The organism is Ornithinimicrobium pratense (assembly GCF_008843165.1).
In the GTDB taxonomy this organism is placed as follows: Bacteria; Actinomycetota; Actinomycetes; order Actinomycetales; family Dermatophilaceae; genus Ornithinicoccus; species Ornithinicoccus pratensis.
On record NZ_CP044427.1, the window covers coordinates 2049030 to 2073756 of the forward strand.

Annotated in this window: 24 protein-coding genes; 4 read left to right on the forward strand and 20 right to left on the reverse strand. The window is 71.5% G+C overall.

Annotation, left to right across the window (positions count from 1 at the left end; translation table 11 throughout):
* Positions 1–4 precede the first annotated feature (4 nt).
* Together FY030_RS09355 and recO are read right to left on the reverse strand one after the other, a co-directional pair.
* Entirely contained in the window at positions 5–790 is a 786-nt protein-coding gene (locus tag FY030_RS09355; RefSeq protein ID WP_158061266.1) for an isoprenyl transferase, read from the reverse strand.
* A 4-nt stretch (positions 791–794) separates the two neighbouring features.
* Complete coding sequence (recO, locus tag FY030_RS09360) at positions 795–1526, reverse strand: DNA repair protein RecO (RefSeq protein ID WP_158061267.1); 732 nt, start codon at positions 1524–1526, stop codon at positions 795–797.
* 117 nt (positions 1527–1643) lie between these two features.
* Between recO and FY030_RS09365 the strand changes: the two genes are divergently transcribed.
* Positions 1644–2282, forward strand: coding sequence for an alpha-ketoglutarate-dependent dioxygenase AlkB (locus FY030_RS09365; RefSeq protein WP_158061268.1), 639 nt, complete (start codon positions 1644–1646; stop codon positions 2280–2282).
* Positions 2283–2360: 78 nt separating this feature from the next.
* Here FY030_RS09365 and ptsP read toward each other — a convergent pair whose 3' ends face one another.
* From ptsP to fumC, 12 genes are all read right to left on the reverse strand, one after another.
* Complete coding sequence (ptsP, locus tag FY030_RS09370) at positions 2361–4895, reverse strand: phosphoenolpyruvate--protein phosphotransferase (RefSeq protein ID WP_158061269.1); 2535 nt, start codon at positions 4893–4895, stop codon at positions 2361–2363.
* Between the two features lie 3 nt (positions 4896–4898).
* Positions 4899–5525, reverse strand: a complete 627-nt coding sequence (gene dhaL / locus FY030_RS09375; RefSeq protein ID WP_158061270.1) for a dihydroxyacetone kinase subunit DhaL — start codon at positions 5523–5525, stop codon at positions 4899–4901.
* Positions 5526–5534: 9 nt separating this feature from the next.
* Positions 5535–6530 carry a dihydroxyacetone kinase subunit DhaK gene (dhaK, locus tag FY030_RS09380; protein ID WP_158061271.1) on the reverse strand — a complete coding sequence of 332 codons (996 nt, stop codon included), beginning with the start codon at positions 6528–6530 and terminating at the stop codon, positions 5535–5537.
* Positions 6531–6596: 66 nt separating this feature from the next.
* A complete protein-coding gene (era, locus tag FY030_RS09385; RefSeq protein ID WP_158061272.1) occupies positions 6597–7529 on the reverse strand; it encodes a GTPase Era in 933 nt (310 codons plus the stop codon).
* Positions 7516–8868, reverse strand: a complete 1353-nt coding sequence (locus tag FY030_RS09390; protein WP_158061273.1) for a hemolysin family protein — start codon at positions 8866–8868, stop codon at positions 7516–7518. The genes era and FY030_RS09390 overlap by 14 nt, the downstream gene beginning before the upstream one ends.
* Positions 8865–9374 carry an rRNA maturation RNase YbeY gene (gene ybeY, locus FY030_RS09395; protein ID WP_158061274.1) on the reverse strand — a complete coding sequence of 170 codons (510 nt, stop codon included), beginning with the start codon at positions 9372–9374 and terminating at the stop codon, positions 8865–8867. Before ybeY ends, FY030_RS09390 begins: the two co-directional genes overlap by 4 nt.
* Positions 9371–10444 (reverse strand): PhoH family protein, encoded by a 1074-nt coding sequence (locus FY030_RS09400; RefSeq protein ID WP_238348210.1) that lies wholly within the window; start codon positions 10442–10444, stop codon positions 9371–9373. The genes ybeY and FY030_RS09400 overlap by 4 nt, the downstream gene beginning before the upstream one ends.
* Positions 10445–10489: 45 nt before the next feature.
* Positions 10490–11845 carry an MFS transporter gene (locus tag FY030_RS09405; protein ID WP_238348211.1) on the reverse strand — a complete coding sequence of 452 codons (1356 nt, stop codon included), beginning with the start codon at positions 11843–11845 and terminating at the stop codon, positions 10490–10492.
* Positions 11842–12591: a 16S rRNA (uracil(1498)-N(3))-methyltransferase gene (locus tag FY030_RS09410; protein ID WP_158061276.1), complete on the reverse strand. Its 750-nt coding sequence runs from the start codon at positions 12589–12591 to the stop codon at positions 11842–11844. Before FY030_RS09410 ends, FY030_RS09405 begins: the two co-directional genes overlap by 4 nt.
* Positions 12591–13718, reverse strand: a complete 1128-nt coding sequence (gene dnaJ / locus FY030_RS09415; protein ID WP_158061277.1) for a molecular chaperone DnaJ — start codon at positions 13716–13718, stop codon at positions 12591–12593. Before dnaJ ends, FY030_RS09410 begins: the two co-directional genes overlap by 1 nt.
* A gap of 128 nt (positions 13719–13846) precedes the next feature.
* On the reverse strand, positions 13847–14872 hold the full coding sequence (gene hrcA, locus FY030_RS09420) for a heat-inducible transcriptional repressor HrcA (RefSeq protein WP_158061278.1): 1026 nt from the start codon (positions 14870–14872) through the stop codon (positions 13847–13849).
* Positions 14873–15032: 160 nt separating this feature from the next.
* On the reverse strand, positions 15033–16439 hold the full coding sequence (fumC, locus tag FY030_RS09425) for a class II fumarate hydratase (RefSeq protein ID WP_158061279.1): 1407 nt from the start codon (positions 16437–16439) through the stop codon (positions 15033–15035).
* Positions 16440–16547: 108 nt separating this feature from the next.
* On the opposite strand from fumC, the gene FY030_RS09430 reads away from it, so the two are divergent.
* Both FY030_RS09430 and FY030_RS09435 read left to right on the forward strand, forming a co-directional pair.
* Entirely contained in the window at positions 16548–17411 is an 864-nt protein-coding gene (locus tag FY030_RS09430; RefSeq protein ID WP_158061280.1) for a DUF3097 domain-containing protein, read from the forward strand.
* A 6-nt stretch (positions 17412–17417) separates the two neighbouring features.
* Complete coding sequence (locus FY030_RS09435; protein WP_420371853.1) at positions 17418–17870, forward strand: DUF4870 domain-containing protein; 453 nt, start codon at positions 17418–17420, stop codon at positions 17868–17870.
* Between the two features lie 416 nt (positions 17871–18286).
* Here FY030_RS09435 and FY030_RS09440 read toward each other — a convergent pair whose 3' ends face one another.
* The 5 genes from FY030_RS09440 to hemW all read right to left on the reverse strand — a co-directional run bounded on the left by FY030_RS09440 (position 18287) and on the right by hemW (position 22945).
* Complete coding sequence (locus FY030_RS09440) at positions 18287–19000, reverse strand: hypothetical protein (protein ID WP_158061281.1); 714 nt, start codon at positions 18998–19000, stop codon at positions 18287–18289.
* Positions 19000–19809, reverse strand: a complete 810-nt coding sequence (locus FY030_RS09445; protein WP_158061282.1) for a hypothetical protein — start codon at positions 19807–19809, stop codon at positions 19000–19002. The genes FY030_RS09440 and FY030_RS09445 overlap by 1 nt, the downstream gene beginning before the upstream one ends.
* A gap of 72 nt (positions 19810–19881) precedes the next feature.
* Positions 19882–21249 carry a hypothetical protein gene (locus FY030_RS09450; protein WP_158061283.1) on the reverse strand — a complete coding sequence of 456 codons (1368 nt, stop codon included), beginning with the start codon at positions 21247–21249 and terminating at the stop codon, positions 19882–19884.
* The gene (locus tag FY030_RS09455; RefSeq protein ID WP_158061284.1) at positions 21246–21527 is read right to left on the reverse strand and encodes a hypothetical protein; all 282 of its coding nucleotides are present in this window, start codon (positions 21525–21527) and stop codon (positions 21246–21248) included. Before FY030_RS09455 ends, FY030_RS09450 begins: the two co-directional genes overlap by 4 nt.
* 164 nt (positions 21528–21691) lie before the next feature.
* On the reverse strand, positions 21692–22945 hold the full coding sequence (hemW, locus tag FY030_RS09460; RefSeq protein ID WP_158061285.1) for a radical SAM family heme chaperone HemW: 1254 nt from the start codon (positions 22943–22945) through the stop codon (positions 21692–21694).
* Between the two features lie 77 nt (positions 22946–23022).
* On the opposite strand from hemW, the gene ppk2 reads away from it, so the two are divergent.
* On the forward strand, positions 23023–23913 hold the full coding sequence (gene ppk2, locus FY030_RS09465; RefSeq protein WP_158061286.1) for a polyphosphate kinase 2: 891 nt from the start codon (positions 23023–23025) through the stop codon (positions 23911–23913).
* A gap of 4 nt (positions 23914–23917) precedes the next feature.
* On the opposite strand, the gene trmB is transcribed toward ppk2, so the two are convergent.
* Positions 23918–24580: a tRNA (guanosine(46)-N7)-methyltransferase TrmB gene (gene trmB, locus FY030_RS09470; protein WP_192498555.1), complete on the reverse strand. Its 663-nt coding sequence runs from the start codon at positions 24578–24580 to the stop codon at positions 23918–23920.
* Positions 24581–24727: the final 147 nt, after the last annotated feature.

Below are 24727 nucleotides of genomic sequence, written 5' to 3' on the forward strand. Positions count from 1 at the left end.
CGGGTCAGGCGCTGGGAGCGTCCACCGCTCCGCCGTAGCGACGGTCCCGGGAGACGTACTGCTCGATCCCGGCCCACAGGTGCCGCCGGTCGTAGTCCGGCCAGAGCACGTCCTGGAAGACCATCTCGGCGTAGGCGCTCTGCCACAGCAGGAAGTTGGAAGTCCGCTGCTCCCCCGAGCTGCGCAGGAAGAGGTCCACGTCGGGCACCTCCGGGTGGTAGAGGTAGCGGCCGATGGTGCGCTCGTCGATCCCGCGCGGCGACAGCCGCCCGGCCTTGACGTCCTCACCGATGGCCCGGACCGCGTCGGCGAGCTCGGCCCGCCCGCCGTAGTTGACGCAGAAGTTGAGGGTGATGACGTCGTTGTCGCGGGTGCGCTCCTCGGCGTCGCGCAGCTCGGAGATCACCGACCGCCACAGCCGTGGCGTCCGCCCGGACCACACGACGCGCACGCCCCAGGAGTGCAGCTCATCGCGTCGCCGGTGGATGACGTCGCGGTTGAAGCCCATCAGAAAGCGCACCTCGTCGGGGCTGCGGCGCCAGTTCTCGGTGGAGAAGGCGTAGGCGCTGATGCACCGCACGCCGACCTCGATCCCGCCCGCGATCACGTCCAGCAGCGAGGCCTCCCCGGCTTCGTGGCCCTGGGTGCGCTTCAGACCACGCTGGTTGGCCCAGCGGCCGTTGCCGTCCATGACGATGGCCACGTGCCGGGGCACGAGCTCGGCCGGGATCGCCGGGGGCCTGGCCCCGGAAGGGTGGGGGAAGGGCGGCACGGGCTGGCGGGTCGCCATCGGCTCAGAAGGTCCTTTCGACGTGTCGCAGGGACCGCACCCCGCGCTCCAGGTGCCATTGCAGATATGCGGCCACCAGCCCACTCGCCTCGCGCCGGTGCCTGCTCTGGCTGGCGTCGGCCACCGACCAGTCCCCGGTCATGAGCGCCCCGAGCAGGGCGAAGGTCTCGGCGGCGGGAGCTGTAGAGCCGGGCGGGCGGCATACCGGGCAGACCGCCCCGCCCGAGGGGACGTGGAAGGCCCGGTGCGGCCCGGTCATCCCACACCGGGCGCAATTGACGAAGCTGGCGCGCCAGCCACCGATGGCCAACGCCCGGATGAGGTAGGAGTCCAGGACCAGCCGGGGGTCATGCTCGCGCACGGCGAGCGCCGCCAGGCCCCCTGCCAGCAGCCGGAAATGCTGGGTCGCCGGCTGCCCCTCCTCGGTGAGCTGCTCGCAGGTCTCCAGCATCACGCTGGCCGCGGTGAACGCCGGATAGTCCCGGGCGATCGCCTCGCCGTAGGGGGCCAACCCGTCGGCCTGGGTGACGGTGTCGAGGTTGCGTCCCTCGTAGCACTGGATGTCGACCACCATGCCCGGCTCAAGCCGGGCACCGAACTTGCTCTTGGTCCGCCGCACCCCCTTTGCCACGGCCCGGACCTTGCCCCGGCCGCGGGTGAGTAGGGTGACGATCCGGTCGGCCTCGCCCAGCTTGTGCGTGCGCAGCACGATGGCGGCCTCGCGATAGGTGGGCATGGTCACCATTGTCTCCCACGCCCCCTGGATGACCGCTCTGCCACACCGGAACAGGAAACGCGAACACCCGTGCGGTTGACACTGGCGCCTTCTGCACAGGTGTTCTATTCTCGACCCATGATGCTGCAAGGATCCCTGCTTGATCAGGTGGAGGAGGTCGGTTTGCGTCCCCTCACCGGGGCGGTCCGCCGCACGCTCCTGGACCACGGTGCCTGGGTCGACGTGCGGCCCGGGTGGGTCACCGGCTCCGACGAGCTCTTCACCCGGCTCGCGCTCGGTGGCCCCGCCGGGGTGGACTGGCGGGGGGAGCAGCGGCAGATGTACGACAAGCAGGTCACCACACCCCGGCTCCTACGGTTCTACCGGGAGCGCGAGCGCCTGCCGGACCCCATCCTGGAGCAGGCGCGTCTGGCCCTGTCTGAGCACTATGCCGCGGAGCTGGGCGAGCCGTTCGCGACCGCCGGCATGTGTCTTTACCGCGACGGACGCGACAGCGTCGCCTGGCACGGCGACCGCTTCGGGCGCGCGGCCGGCCACGACACGATGGTCGCCATCGTCTCCCTCGGCGCCCCCCGGGCCCTGCTGCTCCGTCCGCGTGGCGGCGGCGGCGAGAGCCTGCGCCATGTGCTGGGGCACGGCGACCTGCTCGTCATGGGGGGCTCCTGCCAGCGCACCTGGGACCACTGTGTGCCCAAGACCCACCAGCCGGTCGGCCCGCGGATCAGCATCCAGTTCCGCCCCCGCGGGGTGCGCTGAGCCGGTAGGCCAACCTGCCACCGGCCGCCCCCTGCACCAACACAACGCGGTGAGCACAACGCGGTGAGCCGGGTTTCCCTACTGATGCAGGAGTTCGCGGACGGCGCCGGCGTCTCGGGCCGCAAGGGCCCCGGCCGCCAGCTCGCGCAGCTGCTCCAGTGACGTCTCCCGAAGGACGGCCTTGACCGCGGGCACCGCCGCGGCGGTGGAGCTGAGCTCCCGCACCCCCAGCCCGACGAGGAGCCGGGCCACGTCCGGGTCTGCGGCCATCTCGCCGCACAGGCTGACCACCACGCCCTCGGGAGCGCGCTCGCAGATGAAGCGGATCAACTGCAGGACGGCCGGGTCCAGCGGGTCCGACCAGCGCTCCAGGCGAGGGTTGCCACGCTCGGCGGCGAGGGTGTACTGCGACAGATCATTGCTGCCGATGGAGATGAAGTCCAACCCCTGGGCGAGGCGCCCCAGCCGGACCGCCACGGCCGGCACCTCCACCATGAGCCCGACGCCGAGCCGGTCAGGCAGGCCCGGAAGACCGGCCCGGGCCGCTGCCTCAGCGAGCCGCTCCCGGGCCCAGTCCACGTCATCGAGCGAGGAGACCATCGGGAAGAGGACGTTGACCCGGTGCTCCTGCGCCACCCGGCAGATCGCCTCCAACTGGTCGATCAGGACGGTCGGGTCCTCACGGAAGGCCCGGATGCCGCGCTCACCCAGGAAGGGGTTGGCCTCGGGCCAGGACGGCAGGAAGTCCAAGGGCTTGTCCCCGCCCACGTCCCAGGTGCGGATCGTCACGGGGTGGGGGTGGTATGCCGCCGCGATCGCGCCGTAGACCTCCTGCTGCTGCTCCACGGTCGGGGCCGTGCGTGACCGGGCGAAGACGGCCTCGGTCCGCACCAGCCCGGACCCCTCCGCCCCAAGCCCGGCCCCGAGCCGGGCCACCGCGAGCGAGGACACATTGGCCTTGACCGTGATCCGCAGACCGTCCCGCGTGGTCACTGGCAGGTGCGTGTCGGCCAAGGCCCGCTCGCGGCGCTTGCGGCGACGCTCGAGCATGGCCTCGAAGGCGGTCTGCACCTCCGGCGGGGGGTCCACGTCGACGCGTCCGCTGCGGGCGTCGAAGGCCAGCAGGGTGCCCGGGGGGACGTCGGCGCGCGAGCCGACACCGGTCAGCACCGGCACCCCCCGAGCCCGGGCGATGAGGACGCCGTGCCCCAGTCCTCCGCCCCGGCGGGTCAGGACACCCTTGACCGAGTGCGCGTCGAGGGAGATCGCCAGACCGGGGTCGAGCTCGTCGACGACCAGCACGCCCTCCCCCAGCGACTCCGGCTCATGATGGTCGAGCAAGATGCGCACCACCCGGTCCCCGATGCTGCGCACGTCCTGGGCGCGCTCACGTTGGTAGCTGTCCGGCAGGGCGTCGAACCGCGCCGCCACCATCTCGACGGCGCCGCACCAGGCGGTGACCGCGGTGGCACCGGCGCGGATCCGGGCGCGGACGTCCGCCTGCAGAGCGGGGTCCCGCAGCAGGATGGCGTGGGCGGCGAAGACCTCCGCCTCGCCATACCCCAGGTGCCGCCGGGCGTGCTCCTCCAGCGCCGCCAGTCGCCCTGTGGCCTGTGCGATCGCCCGCTCGAGCTGGCGGATCCGCTCCTCGGGCTCTGCGGGCGACCTCCCTTCCGGCCCGGGATCCTCCCCCGGGTCCATCCCCGGACTGAGGGGCCGCTCGCCGATGATGGCCGGCCCGAGAGCCGCGTCCAGACCGGACCCGGCCACCCCCGGCTCGCTGGACACCGCGGCCGGCACCGGCAGCTCGAGCTCTGACAGCGGCTCCACCGGCCCCGCGTGGTCCCCGAAGGCGCTGGCGGCAAGCTCCTCCAGGTCAGCGAGCAGCTGCTCCGCCCCAGCCCCGCGGGCCTGGGCCAGGAGCACGTGCCCCTGCCGCGCCCCCAGCGTCCCGACCGCGGAGAGGCTGCGGGCGTCGACCGGGCCGTGTCCGATCGTCACATTGGTGAGCCGCACCTCGGTGCCCGGCTTGGCCCGGCCAACCAGTGTCACCAGGCGGGCGGCAGGTCGGGCGTGCAGGCCGTGCTCACCTACCACCGCGAGCTCGGTGGAGACCCATGGCCGGGCGTCCTCAGCCACCGCCGTTTCCTGGGCATCCCCGGCCGAGTCCCTCGCCGGCCGGTCCTCCCGGGCGCCGGCCCCCAGGTGCTCCACCTTGGCTGCAAGCCCCCTCTCGGCCTCGAGGGCACAGGTGTCGAGGTCAGCGCCGGTGCCGGCGGCGACGACCGCGGCGAGCAGCCCCTCGACGAGAGGGGCGGGGCTCACCCGCACCCGAGCCGCGACCCCGGGGTCGAGCAGCTCCAGCGCCATCTCCGCCGACAGGACCGCGCTGCCCAGGTCGACGAGGATCAGCACCCCGTCACCGCCGGTGGCGATGTCCACCGCTGCGACGACCTCGGCGACCAGGGCGGCGTCGGTCCCGGTGGTGCCCTCGTCCAACCCGGACGCCAGCTCCACCACCGGGCTCGTGCCGCCCGTGCACATCTCCAGGGCCAGGTCCCGCACCGCCCGGGCGAGGGCGCGGCTGTGTGAGACGACGACGACGCCGATCATGCGTCAGGCCAGAGTCTGGGCGGCCGCGCGCAGCACCAGAGCGGCGCTGCTGGCGCCCGGGTCGACATGCCCGGCGCTGCGCTCCCCCAGGTAGGAGGCCCGACCCTTGCGCGCCACCATCGGCTCGGTCGCGTCCCGTCCCTCCTCCGCTGCCCGAGCGGCCTGGTCCAGACACTCCTGGATCGTCCGGCCGGTGTGGGCTGCCTCCTCGAAGGCCGCCAACGCCGGGGCGAACGCGTCATACATGGTCTTGTCGCCACGTTCGGCCTTGCCGCGCGCCACGATGCCCTCCACACCGGCCCGCAGGGCCTGCGACAGCTCCCGGGCGCCAGCGTCGTCGGAGGCAGACAGCGGACCGGCCAGGCGCAGGAAGAAGGTGCCGTAGAGCGGGCCGGAGGCTCCGCCCACGGTGCTGACCAAGGTCATCCCGACCTTCTTGAGATAGGTGTCGATGCCGCTGAACTGCTCGTCCTCAGCGAGGCGTGCGCTGGCCGTGAATCCGCGCTCCATGTTCGCCCCGTGGTCGCCATCGCCGATGGCCCGGTCCAGGTCGGTCAGGTGCGCCGCGTGCTCGCCGATCGAGCGCGCGCTCTGCGCGACCCAGGCCTGGAATGCGGTCAGATCAGCCATGTCCCATCCTCACCATCGAAGAGCCGGGGTGTCCACCGGGGCGTCCCACCAACGCAGCATCGGCTCGTCTGGCCGCAGCAGCGTCAGCGAGCAGCCCGCCATGTCCAGGGAGGTCAGGAAACTGCCCACGAGCGAGCGCACCACGTCCACCCCGCGTTCCTTGAGCTGCCGATGCACCTCGTGGAACATCAGGTAGAGCTCGAGCTGCGGTGTCCCACCCAGCCCGTTGAGGAAGACCAGCGCGCGCTCGCCCCGCCGCAGCTCGAGGTCCTCCACCACCGGCTCCACCAGTTGCGCGGCCAGCTCCCGGGCGGGGGCGAGGGCCTGCCGGCGCCGGCCTGGCTCTCCGTGGATCCCGACGCCGATCTCGATCTCGTCCGGCCCCAGGTCCACCGTCGGACGCCCGGCCGCCGGCACGGTGCAGGAGCCCAGGGCGATGCCCATCGACCTGCTCGCGCCGGCCACCTGCTCCCCCAGCGCGGTGCAGGCGTCCAGGTCCAGCCCGTCCTCTGCGGCCGCTCCCACGATCTTCTCCACGAGGACGGTGGCGCCCACGCCGCGGCGTCCGGCGGTGAAGAGACTGTCCTCGACCGCAACGTCGTCGGCCACCAGGACCGTGCGCACCCTGACCCCCTCACCTTCCGCCAGCTCGGCGGCCATCTCGAAGTTGAGCACGTCGCCGGTGTAGTTCTTCACGATCTGCAGCACCCCGGCCCCGGCATCCACGGCGATCGCCGCGGCCAGGATCTGGTCGGGCACGGGTGAGGTGAACACCTGCCCGCAGCAGGCGGCGTCGAGCATCCCCGGACCCACGAAGCCGCTGTGCAGGGGCTCGTGACCGGCGCCGCCACCGGAGAGCAGCCCCACCTTGCCCGGCACCGGCCCCCCGACGCGCAGCACCAGCTGTCGCTCCAGGTCGACGCGCAACCGGTCCGGATGGGCCAGGGCCACACCCTGCAGGGCTTCGACGACCACGTCAGCGGGGTCGTTGATGAACTTCTTCACGCCCCGACCCTGCCACAGATTCGGACGGCGCACGCGCAGGTCCACCCCTGGGCCTGCACGCAGGCGTCAGAAGCCGAGCCGGTCCAGCGCATTGGGGTCGCGCTGCCAGTCCTTGGCCACCTTCACGTGCAGGTCGAGGTAGACCCGGTGACCCAGCAACTCCTCGATGCCCTTCCGTGCCTGAGAACCGACCTCGCGCAACCGGGACCCGCCGCGGCCGATGATGATGGCCTTCTGGCTGGGTCGCTCGACGAAGACGTTGACCCGGACATCGGAGAGCGGGTCGCGCTCGGGCCGGTCCTCGCGCGCAACGATCTCCTCGACCTGGACCGCCAGGCTGTGCGGCAGCTCGTCGCGGATCCCTTCCAGGGCAGCCTCGCGCACCAGCTCGGCGATCATCACCAGATCGGACTCGTCGGTCAGCTGGTCCTCGGGGTAGAGCTGCGGCGACTGCGGCAGATGGTCGGCCAACAGCTCGGCGACCTCCTCGACCTGGTCGCCGCGGACCGCGGAGCAGGGGATGATCGCGTCCCAGTCACCCAGTCCGTCGATCGCCATGAGGTGCTCGGCCAGCCGGTCGCGGCTGACCGCGTCGGCTTTGGTGGCGATTGCTACCACTGGCACCTTGCGCACCCGGTGCAGATCCATCAGGTCCTTGGCGATGTACTGGTCACCCGGCCCTACCCGCTGGTCGGCCGGCAGGCAGAAGCCGATGACGTCGACCGAGAGCAGGGTGTCGCGGACCAGATCGTTCAGCCGCCGTCCGAGCAGCGAACGAGGCCGGTGCAGCCCCGGGGTGTCGACGAGGATGAGCTGTGAGCTCGGGGTGGTCCGGATGCCCCGGATGGTGTGCCGGGTGGTCTGGGGCTTGGAGGAGGTGATCGCCACCTTTGAACCCACCAGGGTGTTGGTCAGGGTGGACTTGCCGGCGTTCGGCCGGCCGACCAGGCAGGCAAAACCGGCCCGGTATGCGGTCTGCTCGGGCTCAGTGTGGGGCACTGCTGCTCACCTCGTTCTGGGCCGAAATGGCCTCGTCACGGTCCGGCACGGCGTCTTCCTCACCGGGCTCGGGCTGCCGCAGCCGGCGCACCAGGACGGTCGCGACGCGACGGCGCCGGCCGGCCATCCGCTCGGCGGTCAGCTCCAGACCGGCGACCTCGCCCACCGACCCCTGGATGGGGACCATGCCGATGGCGGTGGCGAGCAACCCGCCGACGGAGTCGACGTCCTCGGTCTCGATCTCCACGTCGAACATCTCGGCCAGGTCGTCGACGAGCATGTTGGCCGGCACCCGGACCAGCTCCTGCCCGTCCTCGGCGACGATCGGCTCCACCTCGGCCTGATCGCGGTCGTACTCGTCGGTGATCTCCCCGACGATCTCCTCCACGACGTCCTCGATGGTGATCAGGCCGGCGGTCCCGCCATACTCATCGATAACGAGCGCAACGTGGGCCCGGGCCTGCTGCATCTCGCGCAGCAGCTCATCGACCCGCTTCATCTCGGGGACCCGCTGGACCTGGCGCATCACCTCGGTCACGGGGGTGGTGGCGGCGGCCTCGGGTCGGCTGTTCACCGCGCGGACGACGTCCTTGAAGTAGAGCATCCCCAGCACGTCGTCGGTGTCCTCGCCGATGACCGGCACCCGGGAGAAGCCGGAGCGCAGGAACAGGCTCATCGCCTGCCGCAGCACCTTCTCCCCCTTGATCGTCACCAGGTCCGGCCGAGGCACCATGACCTCGCGGGCAACGGTGTCACCCAGCTCGAAAATCGAGTGGATCATCTCCCGCTCGTCGTCCTCGATGACGGCCGACTCCCCGGCCAGGTCGACCAGCTCGCGCAGCTCGGACTCGGTGGCGAACGGGCCCTCGGAGAAGCCGCGGCCGGGCGTGACCGCGTTGCCGATGAGGACGAGGAGCTTGGCCAGGGGGCCCAGGAAGAGACGCAGCAGCCGGACGAGCGGCGCGCTCAGCAGCGCGACCACGTCCACGTGCTGCCGCCCGAGGGTCCGGGGCGAGACGCCGACGACCACGAACAGCACCACCGCCATGATGGCCGAGGCGATGAGGGCGGTCTGGGTGTGGTTGTCGGTCACCATGTCGACGGCGACCGCCACCATGACCGCAGTCGCCGCCTCGGCTGTCACCCGGACGAAGGTGGCGACGGCCAGGTAGGGGGTGACCTCCCGGGTGATGCGGACCAGCGCTCGCGCACCGGAGCGCCCCTCGTCGAGCAGCTGCTCGGCCCGGTGGCGGGACATCCGCTGCAGCGCGGTCTCGCCGGCCGAGAGCACGAAGGCGACGACGGTCGTGGTCAGCGCCAGGACGATGAGCGTGGTCATGCCCGCCTCGCCACGCTGTCGTCGTCAGCCGCGCTGGTCGACCGGCCCCGCTGCGCCAGGAAGGTCAGCAGCAGGGTCCGCTGCAGGTCGAACATCTCGCGCTTCTGCTCCGGCTCGGCATGGTCGAAACCGAGCAGGTGCAGGATGCCGTGGGTGGTCAGCAGCAGCAGCTCGTCGCCGGCGGCGTGCCCGGCCTCCTGGGCCTGCCGGCGCGCGACGGAAGGGCAGAGCACGACGTCACCCAGCATCCCGGCGACCGACTCCTCCCCGTCATGCCCCGGACGCAGCTCGTCCATGGGAAAGCTCATGACGTCGGTGGGTCCGGGCAGGTCCATCCACTGCACGTGCAGGGCCGCCATCGTCTCCTCGTCAACCAGGGTGATGGTCAGCTCCGCCTGCGGGTGCACCCGTAGCTGGTCCAGGACGTGCCGGCCTAGGTCGGCCAGCTCCTGCTCGGGGACCGGCGAGGGCACCTCCCCGGACTCGTTGAGCACCTCGATGCTCACGACGAGGACTCCTCCTCCACCGCGCGGGGACGACGAGGGCCGCGCTGCTGGCGAGCGTCATACCGTCCGTAGGCGTCCACGATGTCCCCGATGAGCCGGTGGCGCACCACGTCCTGGCTGGTCAACCGGGCGAAGTGGATGTCGTCGACCCCGTCCAGGATCTGCTGCACCACCTTCAGCCCCGACTGGACCCCGCCGGGGAGATCCACCTGCGTCGTGTCGCCGGTGACGACCATCTTGGAGCCGAACCCCAGCCGGGTCAGGAACATCTTCATCTGCTCCGGGGAGGTGTTCTGGGCCTCATCCAGGATGATGAAGGCGTCGTTCAACGTCCTCCCCCGCATGTAGGCCAGAGGCGCCACCTCGATGGTGCCGGCCGCCATCAACTTGGACATCGACTCGGGGTCAACCATGTCGTGCAGGGCGTCGTAGAGCGGGCGCAGGTAGGGGTCGATCTTGTCGGTCAGGGTGCCGGGCAGGAAACCCAGCCGCTCCCCCGCCTCGACCGCGGGCCGGGTCAGGATGATCCGGTTGACCTCCTTGGCCTGCAGGGCCGCGACCGCCTTGGCCATCGCCAGGTAGGTCTTGCCGGTGCCGGCCGGGCCCAGCCCGAAGACGATGGTGTGCGAGTCGATGGCGTCGACGTAGTGCTTCTGGTTCAGCGTCTTGGGCCGGATCGTGCGCCCTCGGCTGGAGACGATGTTCATCGTCAGCACGTCCGCCGGACGGTCGGAGGTGGCCGCCCGCAGCATCCCGATGCTGCGCTCCACAGCGTCGCGGTTCAGTGGCTGCCCGCGGCGGACGATGGACAGCAGCTCGTCGATGAGCCGTTCGGCCAGGGCGAGCTCGGCCGAGTCCCCCGTCAGCCGGAACTCGTTGCCGCGCACGTGCACGTCGATGCGCGGGAAGGCCCGTTCGATGGTGCGCAGCAGCTCATCGCGAGGGCCGAGGAGGGCCACCATCGGGACCTCGTCGGGGATGACCACGGTATGCGTGGCCGGGGCGTGGTGGGCGGCAGGCCCGGGGAGGCCGGTCTGTCCGAGGGGTTCAGGATGCTCGACATCGGTCATATCAGGGCCCAGTCTAGTGCTCAGGGCTGCAACAGCCCTGCGACCTCAGATCGGGGGACGCGACCGGCCCGCCGCCACGACGGAGACGGCACCGACGACGCACGAGACCACGAGGGTGCCGACGAACGCCGCATGGGGTGCTGCGGCATACGTGAGCCCGAACACCACGCCCGTGATCGCCAGGGCGAAGGCGCTGGTCAACGCCTCACCGACCTGCAGGGCCGAGGAGTTGCGACCGATCTCGCCCGGGGGCGACAAGCGCATGGTGAGCAACGAGGTGGTCGGGTAGGCGGCGCCCAGGCCGAGGGTGGCCAGGCCGTAGATCACGATCACGGCCCAACCGGGCCACGCGGCCCAGACCGCAAGCGCCATCACCACCATGAGGGTGGCGTAGATGCTCGCTCCCGCCACCATCACGCGGTAGCGGTCGGTGGCCGGGCCCAGCCGGCCCTGGAAGAACGAGCCGAGGGCCCAGGCGATGGAGGCCACGGCCAGGATGGCCCCGGCCCTCGCCGGGGAGTAGCCGTGCTCGTCCCGCAGCATCAACGGCAGGTAGGCCTCAGCGGCCACCAGGGACCCACCCAGGGCGGCGCGGACCCCGATGACGGAGGGCAGGCCCCGTGCCAGCCGCAGCGCACCGCGCGGCAGCAGCCGCCAGCTGGCCAGCCCCAGCAGCAGCAGGGCGACCGCGCCGATGACCCACTCGCGGCCATCCACCGACTCACCGGCGAGGTTGAGCACACCAACTGCTGCAGCGGCCACCACGGCCCAGCCGATCGTCGCCGGCCGCAGGAACGGAGCCTCGTCGCTGGGGTAGGTGCCGCGCAGCGCGGGCCGCAGCACGAGCAGCGCCACCGCCACCAGCGGGGCGACACCGAGGAAGACCCAGCGCCAGGACAGGTAGTGGACCAAGGAGCCGGTGAGGAGAGGGCCGACCAGGCCGGGCACCACCCACGCGGCGGCGAGCAGGGAGAAGACGGCGGGGCGGGAGACGTCGGGGACCCGCTGGGCGATGACGACGTAGAGCGCGACCGTGGACAGCCCGCTGCCCAGCCCCTGCAGCCCACGGCCGACGCTGAACAGCTCCATCGTGGGGGCCAGGCCGGCGACGAGCAGCCCGAGGGCGAAGGTCAGGGTGCCGGCGAGGACGACCGGCCGGGGCCCGCTACGGTCCGACCACCAGCCGCTGATGATCATCCCGACGATGCTGGCGGCCACGGTGGCCCCGAAGGCCATGCTGTACAGGTGGTAGCCCTGCAGCGCCTCGGCGATCGTCGGCATGGCGGCGCCGACGGCGATGTACTCCAGCGCGAAGAGGGCGATCAGCGCGGTTGCCCCGATGGAGGCGGAGCGCAGCTGCGGGCTGAAGAGGGAGGGCGCGGGGGCGGTGTCGGTGGTCACCGCCACCTGCTCCGGGCGTTGAGGACGGCGAGGGCGGCGGGCCCGGCGCTGGAGGAGCGCAGGACGGTCCTGCCCAGCCGGACCGGCTGGGCGCCCGCCGCGGTGAGCGCGGTCAGCTCCTGCGCCGCGATCCCGCCTTCGGGGCCGACGACCACCAGCACCTCCCCCTGCTCGGGCAAGGACACCTGGGCCAGTGGCTCCTCGGCCTCCTCGTGCAGCACCACGGTGAGCGCGGACTCGGCGACGCGTCGGACCAGCTCACCCCTGGTCACCAGGTCGGCGACGACAGGGACCCGGACGCGGCGGGACTGCTTGGTGGCGGCCAGCACGGTCTGCTGCCACTTGCGGTGAGCCTTCTGCGCCCGCTCGGCCCGCCAGCGCACGATCGAGCGGTCAGCCTGCCACGGAACCACCTCGTCGACGTCCAGCTCGGTCGCGGCCTCGACCGCCATCAGGTCGCGCTCGCCCTTAGCCAGGGCCTGGACCAGGACGAGGCGGGGCTGCGACTCCTCGACCGTCCACAGCGAGTCGACGCGCAGCTGCAGGGCTGCGCGGTCGGCCGCGGTCACGGTGCAGGACGCGGCCCGGCCCTGACCGTCGGCCACAAGGATCTCCTCACCGACGCCGAGTCGCTGCACGTCGGCGGCGTGCCGACCCTCGGGGCCGTCCAGCCGTAGGGCGCGCGGCCCGCCCTCGTCGTCGGCGTCGAGGCTGCCGACCGGCACGAGGAACAGGGGCGCGGTCATCACCTGCCCCTCAGGGCTTCCCAGAGCTTGCTCTTGCGTCCGTGACCGGGCCCGTTGGCGCCCATGCGACCGGTCGGGCGGGTCTCCTCCCGGCTCTCGGCCAGCCGGGTGAGCAGCTCGCGCTGCTCGTCGGTGAGCCGGGTGGGGACCTTGACGTCCACGTGCAGGACGAGGTCTCCGCGGCCCTGCCCACGCAGGTGGGTGACCCCGAGCCCGGGCAGGGTGATGGTCTCGCCCGGCTGGGTGCCCGATGCCAGCTCGATCTCCTCGAGGCCGTCGAGGGTCTCCACGGGCAGGGTGGCACCGAGCGCCGCCGCGGTCATCGGCACCTCCAGGGAGCCGTGCAGGTCGTCACCCCGCCGCTGGTAGGTCTCGTGCGGCTCGACGGCGATCTCGACGTAGAGGTCCCCCGGCTCCCCACCGAAGGGCCCGACCTCGCCCTCACCGGTGAGCTGGATCCGGGTGCCGCTGTCCACCCCGGCCGGCACCCTCAGGGTGAGGTCGCGGCGGGTGCGGACCCGGCCCTCCCCGGAGCAGTCGAAGCACGGGTGCTCGATGACGTCGCCGTAGCCGCGGCAGGCCTGGCACGGACGGGAGGTCATCACCTGGCCCAGGAAAGAGCGCTGGACCTGCTGCACCTCGCCGCGGCCACCGCATACCTGGCAGCTGCGGGTGCGGGAGTCTGGCTGCGCGCCGGAGCCGGTGCAGGTCTGGCACAGCACGGCCGTGTCGATGTGCAGGGTCTCCTCGCCACCGAAGACGGCGGTGGCCAGGTCGATGTCCAGCCGGACGAGCGCGTCATGGCCGCGCTGCACCCGAGTGCGGGGTCCGCGGGTGCCGGCGGCGGTGCCGCCGAAGAAGGCGTCCATGATGTCGCTGAAGGTGAAGCCCTGGCCGAACCCACCGGTGGAGCCGCCGTAGGGGTCCTGGCCCCGGTCGTAGGAGGCCCGCTTGGCCGGGTCGCCGAGGACGTCGTAGGCCTGGCTGACCCGTTTGAACTCGGCCTCGGCGTCCGCGCCGGGGTTGACGTCCGGGTGCAGCTGGCGGGCCTTGCGGCGGTAGGCCTTCTTGATCTCTTCGGGGGTGGCCTCGCGGGGCACTCCAAGATCGGCGTAGTAGTCGTTCACGGCGTGGGGCGTCCTCAGCTGGTCGCGGTCGGAAGGGCTTCGGCAGGTGGTGGTTTCGCGGGTGGTCGAGCGTGTGCAGGTGACGTGGGGCTAACGACGGGGGCACGGCAGGTATGCCGTGAGATCCCTCACTCGTCCAGGATCTCGGTGACGTAGTGCGCCACCGCGCGGACGGCGACCATGGCCTGGCCGTAGTCCATGCGGGTCGGTCCGACGACCCCCAGGTTGCCGGCACCACCGTAGGCGGTGGCGACGACGGAAGTGGTGCGCAGCGGCGCGTAAGGGTTCTCCGCGCCGATCGAGACGGTGACGCTATCGCCGTCTCCCTCGGTGATCGTGGGCACGGCCTGCAGCAGCCGCAGCAGCACCACGTGCTCCTCCAGGGCCTCCAGGACCTGGGACAGGGTGGTCGGAAAGTCGCTGCCGACCCGGGCCAGGTTGGCGGTGCCGGCCAGCACGACCCGCTCCTCGGTGCTCTCCTCGGTGGCGTCGGCGAGGGCTCTGGCCACAGCCTCGACGAGTGGCCGGTCTTCGGGGGCCATCCGCTCACTCACCGTGGCCAGCCGACCCGGGACGGCGGTCAGCGGCTGGCCGACGGCCTGCTCGTTGACCAGGTTACGCAGCCCCGCGACCAGCTCGGCCTCGCTGCTCAGGTCACGGCCGGTCTCCACCATGCGCTGCTCGACGCGCCCGGTGTTGACGATGAGCACGACCATCAGCCGGGCGCCGCCGACCGGGACCAGCTCGATGTGCCGCACGCTGGACCTGGTCAGGCTCGGGTACTGCATGACCGCGACCTGCTGGGTCAGGCCGGCCAGGAGCCGGGTGGTCCGGGCGACGACGTCGTCCAGGTCCACCGCCCCCGCCAGGAAGCGCTCGATCGCCGCACGCTCGGCCTTGCTCATCGGCTTGACCTGCTGCAGCCGGTCCACGAAGATCCGGTAGCCAGCGTCGGTCGGGATCCGTCCGGCGCTGGTGTGCGGCGCAATGATCAACCCCTCGTCCTCCAGCGCCGCCATGTCGTTGCGCACGGTGGCGGCCGAGACCCCGAGCTGGTGGCGGTCCAGCAACGCCTTGGACCCGACCGGCTCGGAGGTGCGCACGTAGTCCTGCACGATGGCGCGCAGCACCTCTAGTCGGCGCTCCTGGCTCATGGCTCCTCCTCCCACGTCGGCGGCCGGCCCGGACCAGGCGCGACGGACGGCGGCGCGGTCCGAGGCACGGCCAGGCTGGCACTCGATTGCTTGGCACTCGATGCTCCCGAGTGCTAAGTCTACCCCGGAGGCGCAACTCGCCCGCCGCCCAGACGCGGCCTCAGTCGACGTGACGGGGGCGGGTCATGTCGATCGGCACGACCCAGGCGTCGAACTCCTCCTCGGTGACCTGGCCGGAGGCGATGGCCGCCTCGCGCAGCGTCAGACCCTCCTTGTGGGCCTGCTTGGCGATGGCCGCGGCTGCGTCATACCCGATGTGCGGGTTGAGCGCAGTGACCTGCATGAGGTTGCTGGCCAGGTTGGCTTCGATCCGTTCGGTGTGCGGCTCCAGCCCTACTGCGCAGCCGTCGTTGAAGGCGCGGCAGCCATCGCCGAGCAGGCGGATGCTCTCCAGGACGGCGTGGACCATGACCGGCTTGTAGACGTTGAGCTGGAAGTTGCCCTGTGTGCCGGCGAAGGCGACGGTGGCGTCGTTGCCGAAGACGCGGGTGGCGACCATGGTCAGCGCCTCGGGCTGGGTCGGGTTGACCTTGCCCGGCATGATGCTGGAGCCCGGTTCGTTCTCGGGGATGACGAGCTCGCCGATGCCGTTGCGGGGGCCAGAGGCCAGCCAGCGCACGTCGTTGGCCATCTTCATCAGCGCGCCGGCCAGCGTGCGCAAGGCCGCCGAGGTCTGCACCAGGGCGTCGTGGGCCGACAGCGCGGCGAACTTGTTCTTGGCGGAGACCAGCTCGAACCCGGCCTCCTCGCCCATCTTCCGCGCGGCCAGGTCCCCGAACCGCGGGTGGGCATTGAGTCCGGTGCCCACCGCGGTGCCGCCGATCGCCAGCTCGTGCAGCCCGTCCCCGGCGTGGCGCACCTCGCGCATCGCGTAGTCGATCTGGGCCACCCAGCCACCGATCTCCTGCCCCAGGGTGATCGGGGTGGCGTCCTGCAGGTGGGTGCGGCCGACCTTCACCACGTCGGCGAACTCCTCCCCCTTGGCGGCCAGGGTGTCGCGCAGCAGGGCCACGTCACCCTCGAGCCGGTCCCGCAGCTCCAGCAGCACGGCGATGTGCATGGCCGTGGGGAAGGTGTCGTTGCTGCTCTGTCCCCGGTTGACGTGGTCGTTGGGATGCACGGGCACCTTGCTGCCCAGCTGGCCGCCGGCCAGCTCGATGGCCCGGTTGGAGATGACCTCGTTGCTGTTCATGTTGCTCTGGGTGCCCGAGCCGGTCTGGAAGACGACCAGCGGGAAGTGGTCGTCCAGCTCCCCGGCGATGACCTCGTCCGCGGCGCGGACGATGAGGTCGGCGACGTCCGAAGGCAGCTCGCCGAGCTCGGCGTTGGCCTGCGCGGCCCCCTTCTTCAGGATGCCCAGGGCCTTGATCACCGGGCGGCCCCAGACGAAGGTGTCCCGGCCGATGGGGAAGTTGTGGATGCTGCGCTGCGTCTGCGCGCCCCAGTAGCGGTCGGCGGCGACCTCGACCTGCCCCATGCTGTCCGTCTCGATGCGTGTCTGGCTCATGGCCTCATCGTAGGAGGGCCTGGCTGCAGGTCTGTGGCCGCGCCCGCCGTCATCGCCCTCCGCGCGCCTCACCCGTCGCAACCGTCACACCACCTAGCGTCGGACGGCGTGACGGACAGGTATGGAGCAGACGTGCTGACCGGTGACTGGCGCGCGCCGAGGCGCGGACGGGCCCAGCAGGTCGAGGCGCAGACCGGGCTGGTGGTCGAGGACGTCGACACCGGCTGGTGCGGAGCCGTGGTACGGGTGGAGAAGGCGGGCGGGATGCAGGTGGTGCACCTGGAGGACCGCCGCGGCAAGGTCAAGGGCTTCCCGCTCGGGCCCGGCTTCCTCCTCGAGGGCTCCCCTGTCGTGCTCACCGCCCCCACCGCCGAGCGCCGGGCCCAGGTCGCGGCGGCGAAGCAGGCGGCCCGCCGGACCGCGAGCGGGTCGGTCCGGGTCAACGGTCAGCCCGCCCGGGTGGCCAGCGGCTCACGGATCTGGGTCGAGGGCCGGCACGACGCCGAGCTGGTGGAGAAGGTCTGGGGCGACGACCTCCGGGTGGAGGGCGTCGTGGTGGAGATGCTCGACGGTGTCGATGATCTGGCGGGCGAGATCCGCCGGTTCGCGCCCACGGCGCAACGGCGCCTCGGGGTGCTCGTCGACCACCTCGTCCCGGGCACCAAGGAGAGCCGGATCGTCGCAGCGGCGGAGAAGGTCAGCCAGCACGTGCGGATCCTCGGTCATCCTTACGTCGACGTCTGGCAGTCGGTCAAACCGGCCCGGCTGGGCCTGCAGTCGTGGCCGGTCATCGAGAAGGGTCGCTCATGGAAGCACGGGGTGCTGGCCGAGCTGGGCTGGCCGCATACCTCGCAGACCGATGTCGCCCTGGGGTGGAAGAAGATCCTGTCCTCCGTGCGTTCCTACAGTGACCTGGAACCTACGCTGCTCGCCAGCGTCGAAGAGTTGATCGACTTCGTGACGGTTCCCTGACAAGGAGTGAGTGTCTTGACGCACAATCCCTACCCCCAGCAACCCCCTCTCCCGCAACCCGGCGACCCACGCGGCTACGCCGCCGCCCCGAACCCGGCGAACAGCGAGGAGCGCACGATGATGCTCGTCGCCCACCTGTCCGCCCCGGCGGCCATGCTGCTCAGCGTGGGCTGGCTGCCCTTCCTCGGCCCGCTGCTGGTCTGGCTGTTCTACCGCGAGCGCAGCGCGGCCGTACGGACGGCCGCTGCCGGCGCGTTCAACTTCAACCTGACGATGACCATCGCCTCGGTGCTGACCTGGATCAGCGTCTTCGTCACGTTCGGCATCGGCCTCATCTGGGCGGTTCCCATCTGGGTCGTGCTGTTCATCGTCCAGATCTGGGTCCACGTGCGTGGCGCGCTGGCCGCCTCCCGCGGCGAGGTCTACTCCTATCCCCTCCAGATCCGCCTGCTCAGCTGACGCCTCTCGGCGTGTCACCCCCGACACGCTGAGGGACGCGGCCCCGCCCGCACCAACCCCTTGCGCCCGGTGCCGGGCAGGAGTAGAACTCTCCTACGCACTCCTCACGGAGAGCGGATCGCAAGACTCGTCGAGGATTCGATGATCCGGCCGGGTGCCTGCACCCCGCCGGTGACCCCTCTGGTGATGCAGGGGAGAGCCTCGGGCACCTTCGCGATCGTCCGGTGCATCACCACTGGTCGTGGCCCGGTTGGCAGACTCATACTCTGCGAACCGGGCCACATCCATCTCTTGGCTCAGGCCCTGCTGGCTCATACCCGACAGGGACTGACGTCATTGTGGGGCGCCTACCCGACGGATCGACAGAGCACAGGTGGCGTGTCGGTGAACCCGCCTCCCCGCGCCGACGATCCGCGCTACTTCTTGCGGGGCCTGAGCGGCGAGGGCCCGGGTGTCCACGGCACGACGATCTCCTGTTCCGCGGCCCGGACAGCCAGCCCTTCGGCCCGGTGTCCGGCGGACACCATCGCCTCCTCGATCGCCCGGGCCAGCTTCTCCGGCCGTGGCGTCCCCAGGATCCACCACGCGTAGGGGGTCCTGCTGCGGGCGCGGCCAGACGACACCGTGTTGGGCGTCTCCAGCAGGCCCGGGATGTGCAGCCACGTGCCCGCGTCGGTGGCGCTGTCCAGACCGTTCACCGCCAACGACCGGTAGGCCAGCGGTCCCGTCCCGATCCGGTAGAGCGGACTGACCTGCGGCATCCCCCGGTGCCGCGAGATCAGCTGGCTGCGGCGCAGCACCCGCACCCGGTTCGGGTCGACGCTTGTCCAGGGCACGACATACCGGGCCGTCCGGGTGGGTCCGTAGCCCAGCACCAGACCGTGCTCGCAGACGCGGTGCCGCTCCAGGATCCCCGGCAGCGCGAAGGCCGACCAGAACAGGAGCAGCAGGGAGAGCATGGCGAGGCGGAACCAGAGCGGGTCGTCCGGGACGGTGATCCAGTGCCAGGCGACGAAGGCCACGGTGAGGAGCAGCATGACCGTGCCCGAGAGGGGCCCGGGCCAACACCGGAAGGTCGACAGGACGCGACCCATGTCCGTGCCTCGCAGGGGCTCCTGGGGCTGCGCCATCAGCTCTCCTGCAGCAGCGAGTGGACGAACTCCTCGATCGCGTCGAAGCCTTCCCCGCGGAACCGGATGAGCCCGTCCGCCTCACGCTGGGACAGGTAGCTGCCCTCCGGACCGGAGTAGAGGCCTGCGAAGGTGGTCTCGTCGGGCACTGCGGGATCGGTCCGGCTCAGGGTCACGGCGACGAGGGCCTGACCGACCGGCTCGAGCCGGGGGTCATGCCCCTGGACCTCGTCAACGGTGAGGCGCAGGTCGAACTCGGGGACCTGCGTCTGGGGGTCCACGCCCGACCAGGCCATCAGGGCCAGCGCCGTGTCCTCCGTGGGAGCGAGCACGAACTCGTGAAAACCCTGTGCGGTGATGAACTCGGCCAACCACCGCTCCTGCTCCTGCTCGTAGAAGACGATCCAGTCGGTCCCCATCGTGGTGGTGCGCTCGGCGACCACCATGGACGGCGCGTGCCGCCGCATCCCCAGCAGGGTCCAGACTTCTGGGGGCGAGGTCTGCTGGAGGGTGCCCTGGACGTCGTCGAGGGGCAGCGCCTCGACGAGTCCTCGCACGGTCAGCGAGCGCATCCCCATCGCGACGGCGAGCTCACGTTCCGAAGGCTCCAGCGAGTCCAGCCAGGGCAACGGGACCGGACGGTCCACCCCCTCGAAGACAAGAGCGGCGATCTCCTCATCGCTGTACGCCCCGAGGTTGAGCGCCTCCTCGGCGGACTCCTCGATCAACTCCCCGTGCAGGGAGATGACGTCAGGGTTGAGGAACGGGTCGTCCTGGTCCGGGGTCGGGTTGGCGTCATCATCGGGCACAGCGGGTCTCCGTCGTGGTGGGGGGGTGTCTGACAGGTCAGCAGAGAGATGGGCGGGGACGAGTGAGCTGGGCTAACCGCCGAAGAGTCCCTTCCAGACCTTCTTGCCCACGTTCTTGACGCCGTCGACCGCTCTCGAGCCGACGTCCTTGCCGAAGTCCCACGCCCGTGCGGCAGCCTCCCCGATCGCCTCTCGGTTCTCGTAGATCCAGGCCCCGGCCGCCACGGCTCCACCGACGGCGATGACGCCCAGACCCACCGGGCCCAGCGCGGCACCGGCGAGCAGTGCGTAGGTCGCGACGGACCCCGCCGCCGCGCCCCCGAAGCCACCTGCGCCGACGACAAGCCGGTCCGTGGCAGACATCCCGTCTCCACCGCGGACTGCCCGGTAGACGTCGTAACCCCCGGTGACCGCCCCGAGCGGGGCGAGGAGTCGACCGCCGGCCCGGGCGCCCGACATGACCCGGCTGTTGCTGAAGCGGGTCAACGCGCCCGGCCGAGCGGCGCTGTTGCGCGGGACACCGTCCCGGATCTCGCCGTAGCGGTGGTGCGACCCGCCCGCCCGGGGATAGCGGCGCTGGGCATGGCCCAACGCGGTGCGGTCAGCCTGCAACCGCCGCATGTTCTTGTAGTAGCGGTGCGACCCGGCCAGCCCCTGCTCCCGCCGGGCGGCGATGAGATGCGACCGGGCCCCTCGGCCCTGGCCCCGGCTGTCGATGATGGCCTGCACGGTGCGCTGGTATGCGGCGCTCTCCCGGCCGATGGTGACCGCCTGCCAGGAGTACCAGCCGTTGATGAGCGCCTTCTGGACGTTCTTGCCCGTGTCCAGGAGCACCTGCGGACTCGTCTCGCCCCGCACGATCGCCTCGATCTGCTCGCGGTCCAGCCGGACCTGCTGCGGCAGGATCGCGGCCGTCGACGCCGCCCAGGCGTCGACGGCGGAGGTGCTGGCCCCGTCCGGCGACCAGGTCGTCGCGAGGCCGGACAGGTTCGAGCGGGCCCGGGACTGCGCCTCCTCGAAGGTGAGCTGTGCGGAGTCGGCGTTGCTGCGGTGCCGGGACATGTCGGTGCGGGCCTGCGACTCCGCCTGCGTCTCTCCCGTGTTGCGGGCCAGGGTGAGGAGCCGCTGCGCCTCGGCATACCCGTCGGAGGCGGTGTCGACCGCCGACTGGGCAGTTTCCAGTGCGTCGGCGTAGTCGGCGAGCGCTCCGGCCACGTCGGCGAAGACCTGGGCCGCCTCCTCCATGGCCGCCGCACCATCGTGGTAGAGGCCTTGGAAATCCGCCACGCGCCGGGTGGGCAGCGCAGCCTCGGCGGACCCAGCCGCGCTGAAGAGAGTGTCCAACCGGCCGCCGCCCACGCGTTCGGCCAGCCCCGTCAGCCGGCTCGCGCCGTCACGGATGCCACCGGGGTTGCCCTGAGGCCGGGCGAAGACGCTCACCTGGCCACCTGCCCGCCGGTCGCGAGGTCGAGCTGCTCTCCGGCGGTGTCGCTGCCGGTGCCCATCGCGGACACCAGGACGGCGGCTGCCGCCACGGCGCCACCTGCTGCCAGGACGGCGTTCTGGGCGAGCACCCCGATCTCCCCGGTCGCGGCCCCCGCGATGTCACTGCCCGGCCCCCGGCACTCCAAGGAGTCGTCCGCCAGGTCCGACCCCAGGTTGTCCAAGCTTCGCGCCGCCTCGCGCAAGGCCGACGGGTCACCTCCGGAAAAGCCCATAGCCAGCCACGCCTCCCACGCCTTGGTCCTGTAGCGGGCTCAGCGCAGATCCCCTCCGGCCAGCCCGACTGAGCAGCCCTAGTCTATGCACAGACGGCCCCTGACCTGCACCTGGCGACACCCCGGTCCCCACGCCCTGACTGGGTCGCCGCTCCCGGCTGGAGTCAACCCAGCAGCCGGTGCACCACGGTGTCCGCGAGGAGCCGGCCGCGCAGGCTCAGCCCGACCCGCCCCCGCACTGCTGCCCGCCCGTCGAGCAGACCCTCCGCGACCAGCCCCGCGACGGCGTGCCGCCCTTCAGGACGGAGCTGGCCGACGGGCAGCCCGTCGGCCAGCCGGACGCCGAGCAGCACCTGCTCGTCATAGCGCTCACTCTCCCCGAGCAGCTCGCGCGCGTGGGCCGGGCTGTTCCCCTGGTCTAGCCGGTCGGCGTAGGCACGCGGGTGCTTGACGTTCCACCAACGCACCCCCCCGACATGGCTGTGCGCTCCGGGGCCGACGCCCCACCAGTCGTTGCCCTGCCAGTAGGCGATGTTGTGCCGGCAGCGGCGCTCCGGGGAGCCGGCCCAGTTGGAGATCTCGTACCATTCGTAGCCGGCGGCACCGAGCAGCTCGTCGGCCAGCTCGTACTTGTCCGCCTCGTCGTCGTCGTCGGGCGCCGGCACGAGACCTCGGCGGACCTGCCCGTGCAGCTTGGTGCCCTCCTCGACCACCAGGGCGTAGGCCGAGACGTGGTCCGGCTCCAGAGCGGTCACCAGCTCCAGGCTCCTGCGCCAGTCCTGCAGCGACTCCCCCGGCGTGCCGTAGATGAGGTCCAGGCTGACCTGCATACCGGCTTCGCGCACCGCACGCACCGCCCGCACCACGTTGGCGGGATCGTGGGTACGGTCCAGGGTGCGCAGCACCTGCGGGACGGCGGACTGCATGCCGATGCTGACCCGGGTGAAGCCGTGCGCCGCCAGCCGCTGCGCCACCTCGGGGGTCACCGTGTCCGGGTTGGCCTCGGTGCTCACCTCGGCGTCGGGCGCCAGGCCCCAGGTATGCCGCACCCGCTCCAGCAGTCCGCCGAGCTGGTGGGGGTCGAGCATCGTCGGCGTGCCGCCACCGACGAAAACGGTTTCGACGGGGCCGGGTCGGTCGCCGAGCACCCGGCCGGCGAGCTCGAGCTCGCGGTGGGCCGCCTCGACGAAGGCGTCGGTCAGGGACCGGGCCTCCCCCGACCGCAGCTCCCCTTCGGGTCCGGGCTGGCCCAGCTCGGGCAGCGTGTAGGTATTGAAGTCGCAGTAGCCGCAGCGGACCCGGCAGAAGGGGACGTGCAGGTAGACCGAGAAGGGGCCCGCGCCCACGCTGGCCAGGGCGGACTCCGGGAGGGAGCCGTCCCGCGGCGCGGGTTCACCAGGGGGGAACGCGGACGGCATACCCTCCAGTGTCCCAGACCGGACACGGCGTCCTGGCTCGGCGCGTGCGGCCAACCGGGCCACGCTAACCTCGCAGGGTGCAGCAGCGCCTCCGTGAGTACATCGACAGCCTGCGGGACCAGGGCTACACCGTCCGGGATGACCAGGGCTCAGACCCGGACCTGATCACCCCGGACGGGAGCGCCGTCGACACCTGGCGCGAGGACTACCCCTACAGCGAGCGGATGACCCGCGACTACTACGAGGTCGAGAAATGGCTGCTGCAGGTGGAGCTGCTGAAGTTCCAGTACTGGGCCAAGGACAACGGCACCCGGCACCTGCTCGTCTTCGAAGGTCGGGACGCCGCCGGCAAGGGTGGCTCGATCAAGCGCTTCATGGAGCACCTCAACCCCCGCGGCGCCCGGGTGGTGGCGCTCAACAAGCCGACCGAGGTCGAGGCGGGGCAGTGGTACTTCCAGCGCTACGTGGAGAACCTGCCGACCTCCGGGGAAGTCGTGCTCTTCGACCGGTCCTGGTACAACCGGGCCGGGGTCGAGCGGGTCATGGGGTTCTGCTCGCGGGCGGAGTACGAGATCTTCATGGAGCAGGCGCCGCTGTTCGAGCGGATGCTGGTCGATTCGGGCATCTCGATCACCAAGTTCTGGTTCTCGGTGACCCAGTCCGAGCAGCGGACCCGGTTCGCGATCCGGCAGCTGGACCCGGTGCGTCAGTGGAAGCTGTCGCCAATGGACCTGGAGAGCCTGGACCGCTGGGACGACTACACCGCGGCCAAGGAGGAGATGTTCCGCCGGACAGACACCGACTGGGCGCCGTGGACCACGATCAAGTCCAACGACAAGAAGCGCGCCCGGATCAACGCGATGCGGCACTTCCTCAGCCAGTTCGAGTACGAGGGCAAGGACCACGACGTGGTGCTGCGCCCAGACCCCCGGCTGGTCAAGCGGGCCCGGGACACGGTCGGCGACTGAGTTTTCAGCGCAGCCGGTAGGCCAAGTCGGTGATCTGCCGACCGGCCTCGGTGCCCCGGCGCTCGAAGCGGGTCACCGGGCGCAAGGGGGCCCGGTCGGTCGAGGCGAGCTCCAGCCGCGGCTCCGCCCCGACCACCTCACGCATGGACTCGGCGTAGTGGTCCCAGTCGGTAGCCAGACGCCATACCCCGTCGGGTGCGAGCAGCCGGACCACGGCGTCGACGAAGTCCGGGGTGACGATCCGCCGCTTGTGGTGCTTGGCCTTGGGCCAAGGATCGGGGAAGAACGTCCACACCTCGTGCACCGAGCCCGGCGCGAACATGGTCTGCAGGGCGACCACCGCGTCGACCTCCACGATGCGCACATTGGGCTGCGCCCCAGCGCCGGTCTGGGCTTCCATCTTGGCCAGGGCGTGCCCGATGCCGGGCTTCCAGACCTCCAAGGCGATGAAGTCCCACCCTGGTCGCTGGGCAGCGCCGGCGACCAGGGCGTCCCCCGACCCGGAGCCGACCTCGACGACGAGGGGCGCCAGGCGGCCAAAGACGTCCCGTGGGTCGAGGCAGTAGGCGGGGTCCACCACGGTCGAGGTCGCGCCCATCGGCCGGGGCACCTCGAGCACCACCTGGTCGGCGAGCCGGTCCCAGGCAGCCTGGTGCGTGCGCGGCATGCGTCCCCCGCGGCGGGTGAATGAGCGGGTCCGCGCCAAGGGCCGCGGGCCGATGAACGGGTGGCCGAGGGCGTAGTGGCCGGCCGGCGGCTGCGTCCGCGTGTTCGGTGGCGGCTTCTCCCGTGTCCTGTCGGGCGTTGTCGCGTG